Origin of the sequence: Plantimonas leprariae (assembly GCF_008802405.1) — a bacterium.
GTDB lineage: Bacteria > Pseudomonadota > Alphaproteobacteria > Rhizobiales > Rhizobiaceae > Plantimonas > Plantimonas leprariae.
Genome location: NZ_VZDO01000005.1, coordinates 206,925 through 222,930, shown reverse-complemented (window position 1 = coordinate 222,930; position 16,006 = coordinate 206,925). Strand labels below are relative to the sequence as shown.

General features: G+C 70.3%; 14 protein-coding genes. 12 read left to right on the top strand and 2 right to left on the bottom strand.

The features are described from left to right. Window positions 1–53: 53 nt before the first annotated feature. Both ppsR and F6X38_RS09180 read right to left on the bottom strand, forming a co-directional pair. Window positions 54–1,442 (bottom strand): transcriptional regulator PpsR, encoded by a 1,389-nt coding sequence (gene ppsR / locus F6X38_RS09185; protein ID WP_150969414.1) that lies wholly within the window; start codon window positions 1,440–1,442, stop codon window positions 54–56. A gap of 65 nt (window positions 1,443–1,507) precedes the next feature. Then, window positions 1,508–2,419 (bottom strand): cobalamin B12-binding domain-containing protein, encoded by a 912-nt coding sequence (locus tag F6X38_RS09180; RefSeq protein ID WP_161992679.1) that lies wholly within the window; start codon window positions 2,417–2,419, stop codon window positions 1,508–1,510. A gap of 256 nt (window positions 2,420–2,675) precedes the next feature. Here F6X38_RS09180 and bchF point away from each other — a divergent pair, with 256 nt between their 5' ends. From bchF to acsF, 12 genes are read left to right on the top strand one after another with little or no spacing between them, the layout of a single operon-like run. Beyond that, window positions 2,676–3,200, top strand: coding sequence for a 2-vinyl bacteriochlorophyllide hydratase (gene bchF / locus F6X38_RS09175; protein WP_150969412.1), 525 nt, complete (start codon window positions 2,676–2,678; stop codon window positions 3,198–3,200). Next, window positions 3,197–4,498, top strand: coding sequence for a ferredoxin:protochlorophyllide reductase (ATP-dependent) subunit N (locus tag F6X38_RS09170; protein ID WP_150969411.1), 1,302 nt, complete (start codon window positions 3,197–3,199; stop codon window positions 4,496–4,498). Before bchF ends, F6X38_RS09170 begins: the two co-directional genes overlap by 4 nt. 1 nt (window position 4,499) lies before the next feature. Further along, the gene (gene bchB, locus F6X38_RS09165) at window positions 4,500–6,011 is read left to right on the top strand and encodes a ferredoxin:protochlorophyllide reductase (ATP-dependent) subunit B (RefSeq protein WP_150969410.1); all 1,512 of its coding nucleotides are present in this window, start codon (window positions 4,500–4,502) and stop codon (window positions 6,009–6,011) included. Next, the gene (locus tag F6X38_RS09160; protein ID WP_150969409.1) at window positions 5,986–9,690 is read left to right on the top strand and encodes a magnesium chelatase subunit H; all 3,705 of its coding nucleotides are present in this window, start codon (window positions 5,986–5,988) and stop codon (window positions 9,688–9,690) included. Before bchB ends, F6X38_RS09160 begins: the two co-directional genes overlap by 26 nt. Beyond that, complete coding sequence (bchL, locus tag F6X38_RS09155) at window positions 9,687–10,610, top strand: ferredoxin:protochlorophyllide reductase (ATP-dependent) iron-sulfur ATP-binding protein (protein ID WP_150969408.1); 924 nt, start codon at window positions 9,687–9,689, stop codon at window positions 10,608–10,610. The genes F6X38_RS09160 and bchL overlap by 4 nt, the downstream gene beginning before the upstream one ends. After that, complete coding sequence (gene bchM / locus F6X38_RS09150) at window positions 10,610–11,311, top strand: magnesium protoporphyrin IX methyltransferase (RefSeq protein WP_150969407.1); 702 nt, start codon at window positions 10,610–10,612, stop codon at window positions 11,309–11,311. The genes bchL and bchM overlap by 1 nt, the downstream gene beginning before the upstream one ends. Further along, the gene (locus F6X38_RS09145) at window positions 11,308–12,732 is read left to right on the top strand and encodes a BCD family MFS transporter (protein ID WP_150969406.1); all 1,425 of its coding nucleotides are present in this window, start codon (window positions 11,308–11,310) and stop codon (window positions 12,730–12,732) included. Before bchM ends, F6X38_RS09145 begins: the two co-directional genes overlap by 4 nt. Before the next feature lie 18 nt (window positions 12,733–12,750). Then, a complete protein-coding gene (gene puhA / locus F6X38_RS09140; RefSeq protein ID WP_150969405.1) occupies window positions 12,751–13,509 on the top strand; it encodes a photosynthetic reaction center subunit H in 759 nt (252 codons plus the stop codon). After that, window positions 13,506–14,180: a photosynthetic complex putative assembly protein PuhB gene (gene puhB, locus F6X38_RS09135; RefSeq protein ID WP_150969404.1), complete on the top strand. Its 675-nt coding sequence runs from the start codon at window positions 13,506–13,508 to the stop codon at window positions 14,178–14,180. Before puhA ends, puhB begins: the two co-directional genes overlap by 4 nt. 14 nt (window positions 14,181–14,194) lie before the next feature. Continuing rightward, the gene (gene puhC / locus F6X38_RS09130; RefSeq protein ID WP_150969403.1) at window positions 14,195–14,647 is read left to right on the top strand and encodes a photosynthetic complex assembly protein PuhC; all 453 of its coding nucleotides are present in this window, start codon (window positions 14,195–14,197) and stop codon (window positions 14,645–14,647) included. Further along, complete coding sequence (locus F6X38_RS09125) at window positions 14,644–14,940, top strand: hypothetical protein (RefSeq protein WP_150969402.1); 297 nt, start codon at window positions 14,644–14,646, stop codon at window positions 14,938–14,940. The genes puhC and F6X38_RS09125 overlap by 4 nt, the downstream gene beginning before the upstream one ends. After that, window positions 14,937–16,004 carry a magnesium-protoporphyrin IX monomethyl ester (oxidative) cyclase gene (gene acsF, locus F6X38_RS09120; protein WP_150969401.1) on the top strand — a complete coding sequence of 356 codons (1,068 nt, stop codon included), beginning with the start codon at window positions 14,937–14,939 and terminating at the stop codon, window positions 16,002–16,004. Before F6X38_RS09125 ends, acsF begins: the two co-directional genes overlap by 4 nt. Window positions 16,005–16,006 lie beyond the last annotated feature (2 nt).

The following is a 16,006-nucleotide window of genomic DNA, read 5'->3' as shown; positions in this document are numbered from 1 at the left end:
CTTTTACGTCTCCAAGCGTCAAATGAAATTGACACTCACGATATCGCGAGAGTTCAGTCGTCGGTGCCGGCCCCATCGACATCGGCGATGTTGTAGCGCTTCATCTTCAGGTAGAGGCTCTGCCGGCTGAGGCCGAGCATGTCGGCCGCGGATGCGCGGTTGTTCTCCGTGAGGCGCAGCGCCGCCTCGATGCACAATTTTTCGATGACGTCGGCGGTGTCGCGGACGACGTCCTTCAGCGGCACGCGCCCGACGAGTTCGGTGAGTTGCAGCCCCGTATCCGGCCGGTTGACGACAAAGCCCGGGTGGATCGGCTGGACGTTCGACACTTCCCGGATCGCGAGGCCGAACAACGGTCCCTGCCGCCCCGAGAACCTCGCCGCCGAGACCTCGATCGGTCCGCCGCCGCCAAGATCGTCGCGGACGACGGAGGCGAAGCGGCGCATCACGCCGTGCTCGCGCAGGTTTGCCATCAGCACCTGGACGTCGACCGACGATCCGCCCAGCCAGTTGTCGACGGCCCGGTCCTCGATCCGGTCGAAGGTCATGACGCGTATCAGGTCAAGGAAGGCGGGGTTGGCGTCGACGATGTTGTTCTTCTCGTCGAGGACGATGAGGCCGTCCGGAATGGCCCGGACCAGTTCGGCCATCGCGTCGTCGGCGCCGGCGCGGCCCTGCGCGACCGGCTCCTCCCGCCCCAGGCGAAGAAGCAGGTTCGTGCGCCCCGACATCCGGAAGGGGATCGCCCGGACGAACAGCCGCTCCTGCGTGGCCGCCTGGCGCGCGTCGAAGGCGTCGGCGCGGCCCCGCGCCTCGATGCCCCGGAGGCTTTCGGCGGCGGCGGCCTGATCGAGCTTGGAAAAGATCGAGGTCGCCGGCAGGCCGATCAGTTTCTCCGGCCGTCGCCCGAGCATCTCGATGGCGCCCTCGTTGGCTTCGAGAACCCGCAGCGTCTGCCCTTCGACGATGAGCATGGGCTCGGCGGCAAGGTGGAACACGATGCGGTAGCGCGCCTCCACGTCGCGCAGCTTCCGGTAGTCGTCCTCCATCTCGACCTGGGCCGTCACCAGCCGTTGCTGCATCTCGGCCATCGGCCTGAGATCGGTGCCGAACGCGATCCGGTTGGGCGAGTTCGCGAAGGCGACCACGCGGTAGCTGACGGGAAGATCGGTCCTGTCCGCCGCCGGATGGTTGACCTGCCGCGGACGCGTCGGCGAACCTTCGGACAGGCTCGCGAGCAGCCCGTCGATCTTCTCGCGGCTTTCCGGCGTGACCGTGTCCCGCCAGGGCTTGCCGACCCAGGCCTCGATGGCCCAGGCGGCGAGCGCACCGTCGCGGAAGGCGACGTCCAGCACATGCCCACTCGGCGAAAGCACCACCGCGACATCCGAATTGCCCATCGCGAGCGCCGTCGCGGCTTCCGCGTCCAGTCCCGCGAACATGGCGTCGTGAGAGTGGAAAGGTCGGGACACGTCGATGGGCGCCGGTTTCCGATCGAGGGGCGGGACTAGTGGGCGAGGACCGTTCGAGGTTGCACCTTCGCGCGCTTCGCGAGGAAGGCCTCGGCCAGCCTGACGCCGGAGGACGCATCGGTCGCGACGAAGTCGAACCCGAGGTCGAGCACCTCCTGCGGATGCCGGACCGCAGCGCTGCCGCCGGCCATCAGCACCACCGACCCGCGGCGCGATCCGGCCCGCAGCCGCTCCGCGACGGATCGCAGCGCGGGAAGCCACCGTTCGGAGCCGATCGACACGCCGACCGCCAGATAGTCGCCCGCCGCCGCCTTGCGGATCAGCCGCTCGGCGTCGCCGCCGCCGCAGCGGTCGACCGTCCATCCGGCCCGCGCGAACGCATCCTCCACGACGACGAGGCCGAAGCCGTGCTGTTCGCCGGGCGCGGGAGCGAGGAGCAGCCGGCGCGCCGCATCGGGGCGCACCGCCGCAGGACTGTCGGCGGCGAGGCGGGAGAAGATCTGCTGGATCCGCGCGAGCGCGACCGTCACCTGCAGGAAGTCGTTCTCGTCGGCGATCCACCGCTCGCCGATGAAGCCCGCCGCCGGCGCGAACAGCGAGGCGGCCAGGCTTTGCGGGTCAGGGGTCTCGGAGAACGCGTCCTCGGCGATCGCGCGGCAACGGCGGGGACTGTCGTCGAATAGGGCTTCGACGAAATCGAGGACGCGAGGATGCGGCGACGGCGCTTCCGCCGCTTCGGACGATCCGCGTTCGGCCGGCATTCGCACGGTGCGACGCCTCGCGGCGACTTCCGAGATGGCACGGGCGATCAGCGACCCGCAAGCGGCGGGACCGTCGGCGTCCGGCGTTTCCGAGGCCCGCAGCCCCGGCAGGACGTCGTCGAGGCCGAGCGGAAAATCCGGCGGCGAGCCGGATGGAACGGATGATGCCAGCCGTGCTTCGCCCATGATCGGCGCCCTCCCTCGCCTCGGACGAAAGCTCCGCCTCTCCCGGAACTCCCGTCCCATTCCCTGACGACAGCCTCGGCAGGCCGACGAACAGGCCGAACCTCCGCGGTAGCCTATGGCGGAATTTCGCGGTTGGCCAGCCTGCCTTCCCTCGAAATCGTAAAAATTATTATACGTCACTTTTGATTGACACTTTGCCGGCGCGAGATTTAGGCTCCGACCGTATCAGCATCCGAAGCCCGGGAGGTGGCGGACGATGGCGCGTTCACTCCGTCTCCGCTCCGGCGGCCAGGCCAAACCGCTCTACACGCCGGATCAGCGGCGACGCCGCGACGCTTCTGCCTGGACGCTCGTGCAAGGCGTCCTCGCGCCGCTCCAGTTCGCGGTCTGCCTCGTCAGCGTCGGCCTCATCGCCCGCTATCTCGTGTCCGGTGAGGGGCTGGCCATCGCCAACGCCTCGGTCGTCGCGAAGACAGGCGTGCTCTACGCCATCATGATCACCGGCTCGATCTGGGAAAAAGCAGTCTTCGGACGCTGGCTGTTCGCCGACGCCTTCTTCTGGGAAGACGTCGTCAGCATGGCCGTCCTGGCGCTCCACACCGCCTATCTGATGGCGCTCGCCGGTGGGCTTCTCGGCCACGAAGCCCTCCTGATACTGGCCCTCGCCGCCTACGCCACCTACGCCGCCAACGCGGCGCAGTTCCTTTTGAAGCTGCGGGCCGCCCGCCTCGGCGCCGGTTCGGGCGAGCTGCCGGCCGCCGCGCTGGAGCCGGCGCGATGACGGCCGCAGCACCCGATCGCACCGCCGCTGCGGACTGCCGGGCCGGATCGCCGGTGCGGCCGATCCGCGAGCGCGGCCAGCACGAGGTGTTCTGCGGCCTGACCTCGATCCTCTGGCTGCACCGCAAGATGCAGGATGCCTTCTTCCTCGTGGTCGGCTCGCGCACCTGCGCGCACCTCATGCAGTCGGCGGCGGGCGTCATGATCTTCGCCGAGCCACGCTTCGCCACCGCCATCATGGAGGAGCGCGATCTGGCCGGCATGGCCGACATGCACGACGAGCTCGACGCCGTGGTCGCCCGGCTCGTCGCGCGCCGGCCCGGCATCCGCCTCCTGGTCCTGGTCGGCTCCTGTCCGTCCGAGGTGATCAAGCTCGATCTCGCCAAGGCGGCCCATCGCCTCGACCGCGCCTACGGTCCCGCCCTGCGCGTCCTGCACTATTCGGGCAGCGGCATCGAGACGACGTTCACGCAGGGCGAGGACAATTTTCTCGCCGCGCTGGTGCACGACCTGCCCGCCGCCCCCATCGGCGAGGCGCCTTCGCTCCTCGTCGCCGGCGCGCTCGCCGACGTGGTGGAGGACCAGTTCCGCCGCATCTTCGAAGCGCTCGGCATCGGCCGGGTGGCGTTCCTGCCGCCGCGCTCCGCCGCAGAGCGCGCGGCAGTCGGGCCGCACACCCGTTTCCTCCTCGCGCAGCCCTATCTCGGCGAAACCGCGAAGGCGCTGGAAAGCCGCGGCGCCCGGCACCTGCCCGCCCCCTTCCCGCTCGGCGAGGAAGGCACGACGGCGTGGCTTCGGGCCGCAGCGGAGGCGTTCGGCGTCGATCCCGGCCGCTTCGAGGCGATCGTCGCCCCGGGACGCGCCCGTGCCCGCGCGGCGGTGGCGAAGCGCCGGGAAACGCTCGGCGACAAGCGCATCTTCTTCTTTCCCGACAGCCAAGCCGAACCGGCGATGGCGCGGTTCCTCCATCGCGAGCTCGGCGCGGAGATCGTCGAGATCGGCACGCCGTTCCTGCATCGCCGCCATCTGGAAGCGGAGTTCGCGCTTTTGCCGGACACGGTGACCGTCAGCGAGGGGCAGGACGTCGACCGCCAGCTCGACCGCTGCCGCGCCGCGAAGCCGGACCTCGTCGTCTGCGGTCTCGGCCTCGCCAACCCGCTGGAGCGTGAGGGTTTCGCCACCAAGTGGTCGATCGAGCTCGCCTTCACGCCGATCCAGGGCTTCGACCAGGCCGGCGACCTCGCCGAACTGTTCGCCCGGCCGTTCGAGCGGCGGGCCCGTTTGAAGCTGGAGGCCTGAAATGCAGCTCGCGGTCTGGACCTACGAGGGACCACCCCATGTCGGCGCGATGCGGATCGCGGCCTCGATGCGCGGCGTCCATCTCGTGCTCCACGCCCCCCAGGGCGACACCTATGCCGACCTCCTGTTCACCATGATCGAGCGGCGGGACACCCGCCCGCCCGTCACCTACACCACCTTCCAGGCGCGCGATCTCGGCAGCGACACGGCGGAAATCTTCAAGACCGCCTGCCGCGAGGCGGTGGAGCGCTTCCGGCCGGACGCCGTCCTCGTCGGCGCGTCCTGCACGGCCGAATTGATCCAGGACGATCCCGGCGGGCTGGCGAAAGCCCTGCCGCTTCCCGTTCCCGTCGTGCCGCTGGAGCTTCCGTCCTATTCCAAGAAGGAGAACTGGGGCGCGGCGGAGACCTTCTACCGGCTCGTGCGCGCCTTCGCGCTGGCCCCGGCGGGTCCGGCGGCGACAAGGCCGGCCGGCTCGGTCTGCAACATCCTCGGCCCCGCCGCGCTCGGCTTCCGGCACCGCGACGACGTCGCGGAGGTCCGCCGCCTCGTGGAGGGTCTGGGCCTGACGGTGAACGTCGTCGCGCCGCTCGGCTCCAGCGTCGCCGACCTCGCCCGCCTGCCGGAGGCGGACTTCAACGTCGTGCTCTATCCGGAAATCGCCGGCGTCGCGGCCGACTGGTTAAAACGCGCCCACGGCCAGCCGGCCGTCACGGTTCCGCCGATCGGAGTGAACGGCACGGAAGCCTTTCTCGCGGCCATCGCCGCTGCGGCTGGTCTCGACCCGGCCACCCTGCCCCGATCCGAAACGGCGCGCCTGCCCTGGTACTCGCGCTCGGTCGACTCGACCTACTTCACGGGCAAGCGGGTCTTCGTCTTCGGCGACGCGACGCATGCCGTGGCAGCCGCGCGCGTGGCGGCGGACGAGCTCGGTTTCACCGTCTGCGGCCTCGGCACCTACTCGCGCGAGTTCGCCCGCGAAGTGCGCAGCGCCGCCGCAACCTACGGCCTCGAGCCCCTGATCACCGACGACCACCTCGCGGTCGAGGAGGCGATCGTCGTCGCCCAGCCGGAACTCGTGCTCGGCACGCAGATGGAGCGGCACGTCGCGAAGCGCCTGGGGCTCCCCTGCGCGGTGATCTCCGCGCCGGTCCACGTGCAGGACTTTCCGGCCCGCCACTCGCCGCAGATGGGCGTCGAGGGCGCCAACGTCCTCTTCGACACCTGGGTGCATCCGCTGATGATGGGGCTGGAGGAGCACCTTCTCGGCATGTTCCGCGACGACTTCGAGTTCAACGACGCGGCCGAGCCCTCGCACCTGCCGCGCGCGCCGGCATCATCCATCGAAACGACGCTGCCCTGGCGCGAGGACGCCGAGCAGGAGCTGAAGAAGATCCCCTTCTTCGTGCGCGGCAAGGCGCGCCGCAACACGGAGAAGTTCGCCGCCGAGCGAGGCCTCGGCACGATCACCCTCGAGACGCTGTACGATGCCAAGGCCCATTACAGCCGCTGACGCGATCCCGGTCGCCGTCACCGTCGTGACGCTCGACAGCCACATGGCGAGCGCGGTGGAGCGTGCGCGGGAGCTTCTGAAGCGCGAGTTGCCGGGTCTTCGGCTGACGCTCCATTCGGCCGCCGAATGGGGCAGCGATCCGATGGGGGCCGAGCGCTGCCGACGCGACATCGAGACGGCCGACATCGTCGTCGCCAACATGCTCTTCCTCGAAGAGCACATCGGGGCGGTGCGCCCCTGGCTGGAGGCGCGGCGCGAAGCCTGCGACGCGATGATCGGCTGCCTCTCGGCGGCCGAGATCGTGCGCACGACCAAGCTCGGCAGCTTCTCGATGTCCGGCGCGCCCGGCGGCGCGATCGGCCTTCTCAAGCGGCTGCGCGGCGCGGACAAGCGGAACCAAGCGGGCGGGCGCCAGCAGATGCGGCTCCTGCGCCGCCTGCCGCAGATCCTGCGCTTCATCCCCGGCAAGGCGCAGGACGTGCGCGCCTATTTCCTGACGCTGCAATATCTGCTCGCCGGCTCCGACGACAACGTCGCCAATCTCGTGCGCTTCCTCGTCGGGCGCTATGCGGGCGGCCCGCGCGAGGCGCTGCGGACCGTGGTCCAGGCGAAGCCGCCGGCGGCCTATCCCGAGACCGGCCTCTACCATCCGCGCCTGGCCGGCCGCGTCACCGAGGACCGGGCGGCGGTGCTGAAGCTGCAGCCGCGCGCAGCCAGTCTCGGCACGGTCGGGCTCCTCGTGATGCGCTCCTACGTGCTCGCCGGGAACAGCGCGCACTACGACGGCGTGATCGCGGCGCTGGAGGCGAAGGGGCTGCGCGTCCTCCCCGCCTTCGCGAGCGGCCTCGACGCCTGCCCCGCGATCGAGCGCTTCTTCCTCGATGCGGACGGCAAGCCCGTCGTGGACGCCCTGGTGTCGCTCACCGGCTTCAGCCTCGTCGGCGGCCCCGCCTACAACGATTCGAAAGCGGCCGAGGCGATGCTCGCCCGCCTCGACGTGCCCTACCTCTCCGCCTTCGCCATCGAGTTCCAGAACCTCGAACAGTGGCGCGCCGGCGATGGGGGCCTGACACCGGTCGAGACGACGATGATGGTCGCGATCCCCGAGATCGACGGGGCAACGGGGCCGATCCTCTTCGGCGGCCGGTCGGGCGCGGGGAAAAGCCGCGACATGGCCGGCGAGCCCGAGCGGGCCGCGATGCTGGCGGCGCGGGTGGCGAAGCTCGTGCGCCTGCGCCGGACGCCGAGGGAAGACCGCAAGGTCGGAATCGTCCTCTTCAACTTCCCGCCGAACGGCGGCGCGACCGGCACCGCCGCCCATCTCTCCGTCTTCCGCTCGCTCCACAACACGCTGAAGGGGCTGAAGGCGGCCGGCTACACGGTGGACGTTCCCGCCACGGCGCAAGCTCTTCGCGAGCGCGTGCTCGGCGGCAATGCCGAGCGCTTCGGGCAAGCCGCCAACGTCGTCGCGCGCATCCCCGCCGACGCGCATGTCGCGACCGAGCCGCATCTCGCCGAGATCGAGCGGCAATGGGGGCCGGCACCCGGCCGCCAGCAGAGCGACGGCTCCACGATCCTCGTTCTCGGGACAAGCTTCGGCAACGTCCTCGTCGGCGTGCAGCCCGCCTTCGGCTACGAGGGCGACCCGATGCGGCTCCTGTTCGAGAAGGGCTTCGCCCCGACGCACGCCTTCGCCGCCTTCTACCGCTACCTCGGCCAAGATTTCGGCGCGGATGCCGTCCTGCATTTCGGCACGCACGGCGCGCTGGAGTTCATGCCCGGCAAGCAGGTCGGCCTGTCCGGCGCATGCTGGCCAGACCGGCTGATCGGCGACCTGCCGAACGTCTACCTCTACGCCGCGAACAACCCTTCCGAGGGCACCATCGCCAAGCGCCGCGCGGCGGCGACGCTGGTGAGCTATCTCACGCCGCCCGTCGCCCATGCCGGCCTCTACAAGGGCCTCCTCGACCTGAAGGCGACACTCGATCGCTGGCGCGCGCTGCCGCCGCAGGAATACGGCGAACTCCAGCGCCTGGAAGCTTCGCTGCGAACCCAGGCGGAAGCGCTGGAGCTTGGCGAAGGCCTCGACTGGACGGCCGCCGGAGCCGTTTCGGTTCTCGCCGAGCGGCTGGCGGAAGTGGAGACGACGCTGATCCCGCACGGCCTCCACGTCGTCGGCGAAGCCCCCGACGTCGCCGAGCGCGCCGACCTCCTCCGCTCGATCGCCGACGCCTCGCATGGCCTCGACCTTTCCCCCGCCCTGGCCGAGCGGCTGGCGAAGGGCGAGACGCCCGACGCCGTTCTCGCGGCGGCAGACATCGACCCCGACGGGCCGCTCGCCACGGCCGTTCGCGCGCTGGCGGACATCGCGCCTAAGCTCGGCGGCGACGGCGAGATCGACGGCATCCTCGCCGCGCTCGACGGGCGCTACGTCCGCCCCGTCGCCGGGGGCGACGTGGTGCGCTCGCCGGTGATCCTGCCGACCGGGCGCAACATCCACGGCTTCGACCCCTTCCGCCTGCCGAGCGCGTTTGCGGTGGCGGACGGGCGGGCGCAGGCGGAACGCGTGCTGGAACGGCACCGGCAGGATCACGGGACGCTGCCCGAAAGCATCGCCCTCGTGCTCTGGGGCACGGACAACATGAAGAGCGAGGGCGGGCCGATCGCGCAGGCGCTCGCGCTGATCGGAGCATTGCCCCGCTTCGACGGCTACGGCCGGCTGGCCGGCGCGGATCTCGTGCCCCTGGAAACGCTCGGCCGCCCGCGCATCGACGTCGTGATGACGCTCTCCGGCATCTTCCGCGACCTCCTGCCCCTCCAGACGAAGCTTCTCGCGGAAGCGAGCCTTCTCGCGGCCACCGCCGACGAGCCGGCGGAGCGGAACTTCGTGCGCAAGCACGCTCTCGCCTATGCGGCGGCCCACGAGTGCCCGATCGAGACCGCCGCGCTCCGCGTCTTCTCCAACGCCGCCGGGGCCTACGGCTCCAACGTCAACCACATGGTCGACAGCGGCTGCTGGAGCGACGAAGACGAACTCGCCGAGGCTTATACGCGGCGCAAATGCTTCGCCTACGGCCGCGACGGCGTGCCGGCCCCGCAGCCGGAGCTGCTCGGTGCGATACTCAGGCACGTCGGCGCGGCCTACCAGAACCTCGAATCCGTCGAGCTCGGCGTCACCACGGTCGACCACTACTTCGACACGCTCGGCGGCATCGCCCGCGCGGTGAAGCGCGCGGCGGGCACCGACGTGCCGGTCTATGTCGGCGACCAGACGCGGGGGGTCGGCAAGGTCCGCACGCTCGCCGAGCAGGTGGCGCTGGAATCGCGCACCCGGACGCTCAACCCGAAATGGTACGAGGCGCTGCTGGAGCACGGCTACGAGGGCGTCCGCCAGATCGAGGCGCACGTGACGAACACGTTTGCCTGGTCCGCGACGACCGGCGAGGTCCCGTCCTGGATCTACGAGACCATCACCGAGACCTTCGTCACCGACGCCGCGATGCGCCGCCGCCTCGCCGAACTCAATCCGCGCGCGACGGCCAAGCTCGCCAACCGGCTGATCGAGGCGCACGAGCGCGCCTACTGGACCCCGGGGCCGGAGATGCTCGACGCGCTCCGCGAGGCCGGCGACGAGCTGGAAGACCGCGTCGAGGGGATCGTGCTGGAGGCCGCGGAATGAACGTCTACACCAATCCGCGCGCATTGCGTCGGGCCGCCGGCCGCGAGGCCAATCCGGGGGAAGATGGCGAGGGCAGCGTGCAGGTGGCGCTCGACCCGTCGCTTCAGATCGGCGGGGCGAAGGTCTTCGCGGTCTACGGCAAGGGCGGCATCGGCAAGTCGACGACCTCCTCGAACCTCGCGGTCGCCTTCTCGAAGCTCGGGCAGCGCGTCCTCCAGATCGGCTGCGACCCGAAGCACGACTCGACCTTCACCCTGACGAAATCGCTGATCCCGACCGTCATCGACGTCCTCGAAGGCGTCGATTTCCATGCCGAGGAGCTCAGGCCGGACGACTTCGTGTTCGAGGGCTACAACGGCGTCAGATGCGTCGAGGCGGGCGGCCCGCCGGCGGGAACCGGCTGCGGCGGCTACGTCGTCGGCCAGACGGTGAAGCTCCTGAAGGAGCATCATCTCTTGGAGGACACCGACGTCGTGATCTTCGACGTCCTCGGCGACGTCGTCTGCGGCGGCTTCGCCTCGCCGCTCCAGCACGCCGAGCGGGCGATCGTGGTGGCCGCCAACGATTTCGACTCGATCTTCGCGATGAACCGCATCGTCGCGGCGATCAAGGCGAAGTCGAAGAACTATCCGGTGCGCCTCGCCGGCGTCGTCGCCAACCGGTCGCGCGACACCGACCAGATCGACCGCTTCAACGCGGCGATCGGGCTGAGGCGCCTCGCCCATTTCGGCGACGTCGACGCGGTGCGCCGCTCGCGCCTGAAGAAATCGACGCTGTTCGAGATGGACGAATCGCCCGACGTGCTGGCGGTCCGCGCCGAGTACATGCGGCTCGCGGAGACGCTGCTCGCCGGCACGGAAGAGCTCGACGCGAGGCCCATGAAGGATCGCGAGATCTTCGACTTCCTGGGGTTCGACTGATGAGCGAGGGAACCTACGCGCGCCGGCGCGCCGAAATCCGCACCTATTTCGACAGCACCGCCGTCGAGAGCTGGAAGCGCTTCGCGAGCGACACGCCGCTCGGGCGCATCCGCTCCAGCGTCCGCGAAGGCCGGGCGCGGATGCGCGCCGCGATGCTGGCCTCGCTTCCCGCCGATCTGTCCGGCTGGCGGGTGCTCGATGCCGGCTGCGGCACGGGCGCGATGGCGGCGGAACTCGCCCGGCGCGGCGCGGACGTCCTCGGCGTCGACCTCGCGCCCGAGATCGTCCGGTTCGCCGCCGACGCCCTCCCGCCGGAAATCCTGCCCGGCCGCGTCGCCTTCCGCTCGGGCGACATGCTGGACCCCGGTCTCGGCCGGTTCGACGCCGTGGTCGCGATGGATTCGCTGATCCACTACGCCGAGGGCGATGCCGTCGCGGCGCTGGCCCGCCTCGCCGCGCGGACCGACGGGCGCATCGTCTTCACCTTCGCGCCGCGAACCCCGGCGCTCGGGCTCATGCACGCGCTCGGCCGCCTGTTCCCGCGCTCGAACCGAGCCCCACGCATCGTGCCCGTCCGTCCGGCGGCCCTGAAGGCCCGGCTCGCCGCCGAGCCGGCGCTCGGCGACTGGCGCATCGAGCGGACCTCGCGCGTCGGCCACGGCTTCTACACGTCCGAGATGATCGCGATGGTGCGGCGATGAGCGGGCGCGGCATGGCGAGCCTCTGGCGCCAAGTCGGCACGCGCTTCCTGCCCTTCGCCGACGCGGCTTCGGAAACCCTGCCGCTCGGCCGCCTCGTCCGCCTGTCGCTGTTCCAGGTCTCGGTCGGGATGGCGACCGTGCTCCTCACCGGCACGCTCAACCGGGTGATGATCGTCGAGCTCGACATCCCGGCCTCGGTGGTCGCCTTCATGGTGGCGCTGCCGATCGTCTTCGCGCCGGTGCGCGCGCTCGTCGGCCACCGCTCCGACACCTACCGCTCGATCCTCGGCTGGCGGCGCGTACCATTCATCTGGATGGGCACGATGCTGCAGTTCGGCGGCCTCGCGCTGATGCCCTTCGCGCTCCTCGTCCTCACCGGCCGGGGCGAGCTGACGGTGCCCTATGCCGGCGAGGCCGGCGCGGCCGTCGCCTTCCTGCTCGTCGGCGCGGGGCTGCACACGACGCAGACGGCGGGCCTCGCGCTCGCGTGCGACATGGCGCGGGAGGATGCGCGGCCGCGCGTCGTCGCTCTGCTCTACTTCATGCTGCTCGTCGGCATGCTGCTGAGCGCCCTCGTCTTTTCCGTGGTTCTCGCGGATTTCAGCCACACGCGCCTCATCCAGGTCGTGCAGGGGGCGGCGCTGGTCACGCTGCTCCTGAACATGGTCGCGCTCTGGAAGCAGGAGGGCCGCAACCCGGCGCGCACCGCGCCCGACCGGCCGCGACCGGCCTTCCACGAGGCCTGGGAGGTGTTCGCCGCCTCGCCCCGCACGCGCCGCATGCTGCTGGCGGTGGCGCTCGGCACGGCGGCCTTCTCCATGCAGGATATCCTGCTGGAGCCTTACGGCGGCCAGGTCCTGCGTTTGAGCGTCGGCGCGACGACCATGCAGACCGCCCTGATGGCCGCCGGCACGATCGCGGGCCTCGCGCTCGCCGCCCGGGCGCTCTCGGCCGGCACCGACCCGGTACGGCTCGCGGCCTACGGCGCGCTCTCGGGGTTGCCCGCCTTCTCCTTCGTCATCTTCTCCGCGCCGCTGGAATCCGTTTCGCTCTTCCGCCTCGGCGCGGTTCTGATCGGCTTCGGCGGCGGGCTCTTTTCCGTCGGCATGCTGTCGGCGGTGATGGATCTCGCCCGGAACAGCGAAAGCGGCATCGCGCTCGGCGCCTGGGGCGCGGTGCAGGCGACCGCGACGGGCCTCGCGGTCGGCACGGGCGGCGCGGTGCGCGACCTCGTCCAGTCGCTTGTCGCGCGCGGCGATCTCGGCGCGGTCTTCGCGCATCGCGACGCCCCCTACGGCGTCGTCTACCACATCGAGATCGCGCTGCTTTTCGCGACGCTCGTCGCGCTCGGACCGCTCGTCCGATACGCGGCGGCGACGGATCGGCCCCGGCCCTTCGGCCTCGCCGAACTGCCCGGCTAAAGGGAGGACTTGAGGGAGATGGGCAACGTCACGGGCAACATCGATCTCGCCCAGATCGCGATCTACGTGTTCTGGGGCTTCTTCATCGGGCTCGTCGTCTGGCTGCGCCGCGAGGACCACCGCGAGGGCTACCCGCTGGAGGCGGATCCGGGCGGCGGCATCGACATGCGCGGCTCGTTCCTCATCCCGAAGCCGAAGGTCTACCGGCTCCGCAACGGCGAGACGCGCACCGTGCCCCGCTTCGACCGCGACACGCGTCCCCTCGCCGCCCGCCTCGCCGCCCCCTGGCCGGGCGCGCCGCTGGTGCCGACCGGCGACCCGCTCGTCGACGGCGTCGGGCCGGCGGCCTGGGCGGACCGGCCGGACGTGCCGGACCAGACCTGGGACAACCGCGACAAGATCGTCCCGTCTCGCCTCGCGCCGGAATTCTACGTCTCGAACCACGACCCCGACCCGACCGGCTTCCCGGTGATCGCGGCGGACAACGGCCAAGCCGGGACGGTGGTTGAGATCTGGATCGACCGGTCGGAGCATGTCGTCCGCTACCTCGAAGTCGATGCGGGAGGCGGAACGGGTCCGTTGCTGGTGCCGATGGCGCTCTCGAAGCTGAAGGGCGAGACGGTGAAGGTGAAGGCGCTCCTCGCCAGCCAGTTCGCCAACGCGCCGCGCATCAGGTCCGCCGAGTCGGTCACGTTCCTCGAAGAGGACCGGATCTACGCCTACTTCGCGGGCGGGCACCTCTACGCCACGCCGGCCCGGTCGGAGCCGCTGCTATGAACGGGACCCACGACGACTTCGCCTTCGAACCGGTCCCCGGCCTGCCCGAACGGCTACCGGAGGGCGAGACGCTGCTCTGGCAGGGCTCGCCCGAATGGCGCTCGCTGGCGCGCTCGGCCTTCCACACCCGCAAGGTGGCGCTCTACTTCGCCGCCCTGATCCTCTGGCACTGCGTCTCGGCGGTGAAGGCCGGCGATACGGTGGCGGCGGCGATCCTTTCCGCCCTGCCGCTCCTGGCGGGTGGAGCGGCGGCGCTCGCCATCCTGACCCTTCTCGCCTTCCTCTACGCGCGCGGCACGATCTACACGCTGACGACCAAGCGCTTCGTGTTCCGCTCCGGCCTCGCGCTGCCGATCACGCTCAACCTGCCGCTCGCGCTGATCGACGGCGCGGCGATGACGAGATCGGCTAAGGCGGCCGGCAGCATCGCGCTCACTGTCGCGAAGCCGAACCGCGTCGCCTTCCTCGTGCTCTGGCCGAACGCCCGGCCGTGGCGCGTTCTCGATCCGCAGCCGACCCTGCGCTGTATCCCGGATGTCGAGGCCGTCGCGGCCCTCGTGGCGCGGACGCTCGAAGCGGAGGCGGGAGCCGTCCGCCGGCCCGTCCGCGCGGCCCCCATGCCGACGGGCGAGGTCATGGCCTTCCCGAGCGGCCGCACGGTCGCGGCCTGAGAGGAGGCGGAACGATGAGTCAGGTTCTCAAGAAGGATCCGCAGCGGAACGCAGTGATCGCCTGCGGCGGGCTGATTGCCACCGCGCTCGTGCTCGCCGTCCTCGGCCGGCATGCGCCGGCGACGCCCGTGATCGCGCCGGACACGGCCTCGGAATCGGCGCGGCTCCTGTTCGGCGATCTCGCCGACGGCGGCGTCGCGGTGACGGAGGCGGGCACCGGCCGGGAGATCGAGCGTCTCGTTCCCGGCGAGGGCGGCTTCGTCCGCGTGACGATGAGGAGCTTCGCCGGCGACCGGAAGCGCAAGGGCCTCTCCGCCGGCGAGCCCTTCACCTTGGCGCGGATGCGGAACGGCGAGCTGCTGCTGCAGGACCCGCTGACCGGCCGTACCATGCTGCTCGACGCCTTCGGCCCATCGAATGCCAGCGTCTTCGCCGAACTTCTCGACCATGAAAGGGCGATACGATGATCGCGGCATTGAAGCGCGAGAGGTTCGACGTTCCCTGCACGATCGAGATCGAGCACACCTGGGAAAGCCTGCACGCCCATGTCGGGCTCGAAGGGATCGAGGTCGGCCCCGGCGACGAGGTCCACGTCCACGGCGAGGCGATCGCGGTGCCCTATGGCGAGCGCGTCACGCTGCACCGCACCGCGACCGTCACGAAGGCCAGCGCGCCGGAACGGCTCTGGGTGCGGATGACCGGCGACTTCGAGTTCATGGAACTCCTCGAATTCAGCTTCTCGTCGGGAGAACGGCTATGACCATCGAGCGGATGTCGCTGAAATCCCGCGACACGGACGGCATGGCGATGGAGTCGACGCTCCTCTCGCCGCGCTTCTACACGACCGACTTCGACGCCCTCGACCGGATGGACGTGTCGGGCGTGCGCCGGGAATGGGACGAGCTTCTCGCCGAGATGGAGAGCGACCCGAACAAGGGTCACTTCAAGCAGGACGAGCGCTGGGACCGGATCGACTTCGACGCCCTGCCGACGGCCTTGCGCGACGAGTTCGTCGACTTCCTCGTCTCCTCGCTCACCGCCGAGTTCTCCGGCTGCGTCCTCTACAAGGAGATGAAGAAGCGCGGGAAGAACCCCGAGATCGTCCGGCTCTTCTCCTTCATGAGCCGCGACGAGGCGCGCCATGCCGGCTTCATCAACGACGCGCTGAAGGAGTTCGGCATCGGCGTCAATCTCGGTTTCCTGACGAAGGCGAAGAAGTACACGTTCTTCCGGCCGAAGTTCATCTTCTATGCGACCTACCTCTCGGAGAAGATCGGCTACGCCCGCTACATCACCATCTTCCGGCATCTGGAAAGCCATCCGGAGCGGCGTTTCCACCCGATCTTCAAATGGTTCGAGAAGTGGTGCAACGACGAGTTCCGCCACGGCGAGGCCTTCGCGCTGCTGATGCGCGCCAACCCCGGCTATCTCGCCGGCCTCAACCGGCTCTGGGTGCGGTTCTTCCTTCTCGCGGTCTACGCCACGATGTACGTGCGCGACCACGCGCGGCCGGCCTTCCACAAGGCGCTCGGGATCGATCCGACCGACTACGACTTCCGGGTCTTCCACCTCACCAACGAGATCTCGCGGCAGGTCTTCCCGCTCGTCCTCGACGTCGCGCATCCGAGGTTCCGCGAAGGGCTGGAACGCCTGCGCGTCATCAACGAGAAGGCGCAGGCGCTCGCGAAGGAGACCGGCCTCGCGGCGCGGCTGAGGCGCACCGGCCTGATGCTCGCGGCGGCCCTCGCCTTCGCGCGGCTCTTCGTGCTTCCGGCGCAGCGCAACGAATTGCCGGACACGAGCCGCATGCAGCCGGTCTGGTAGGC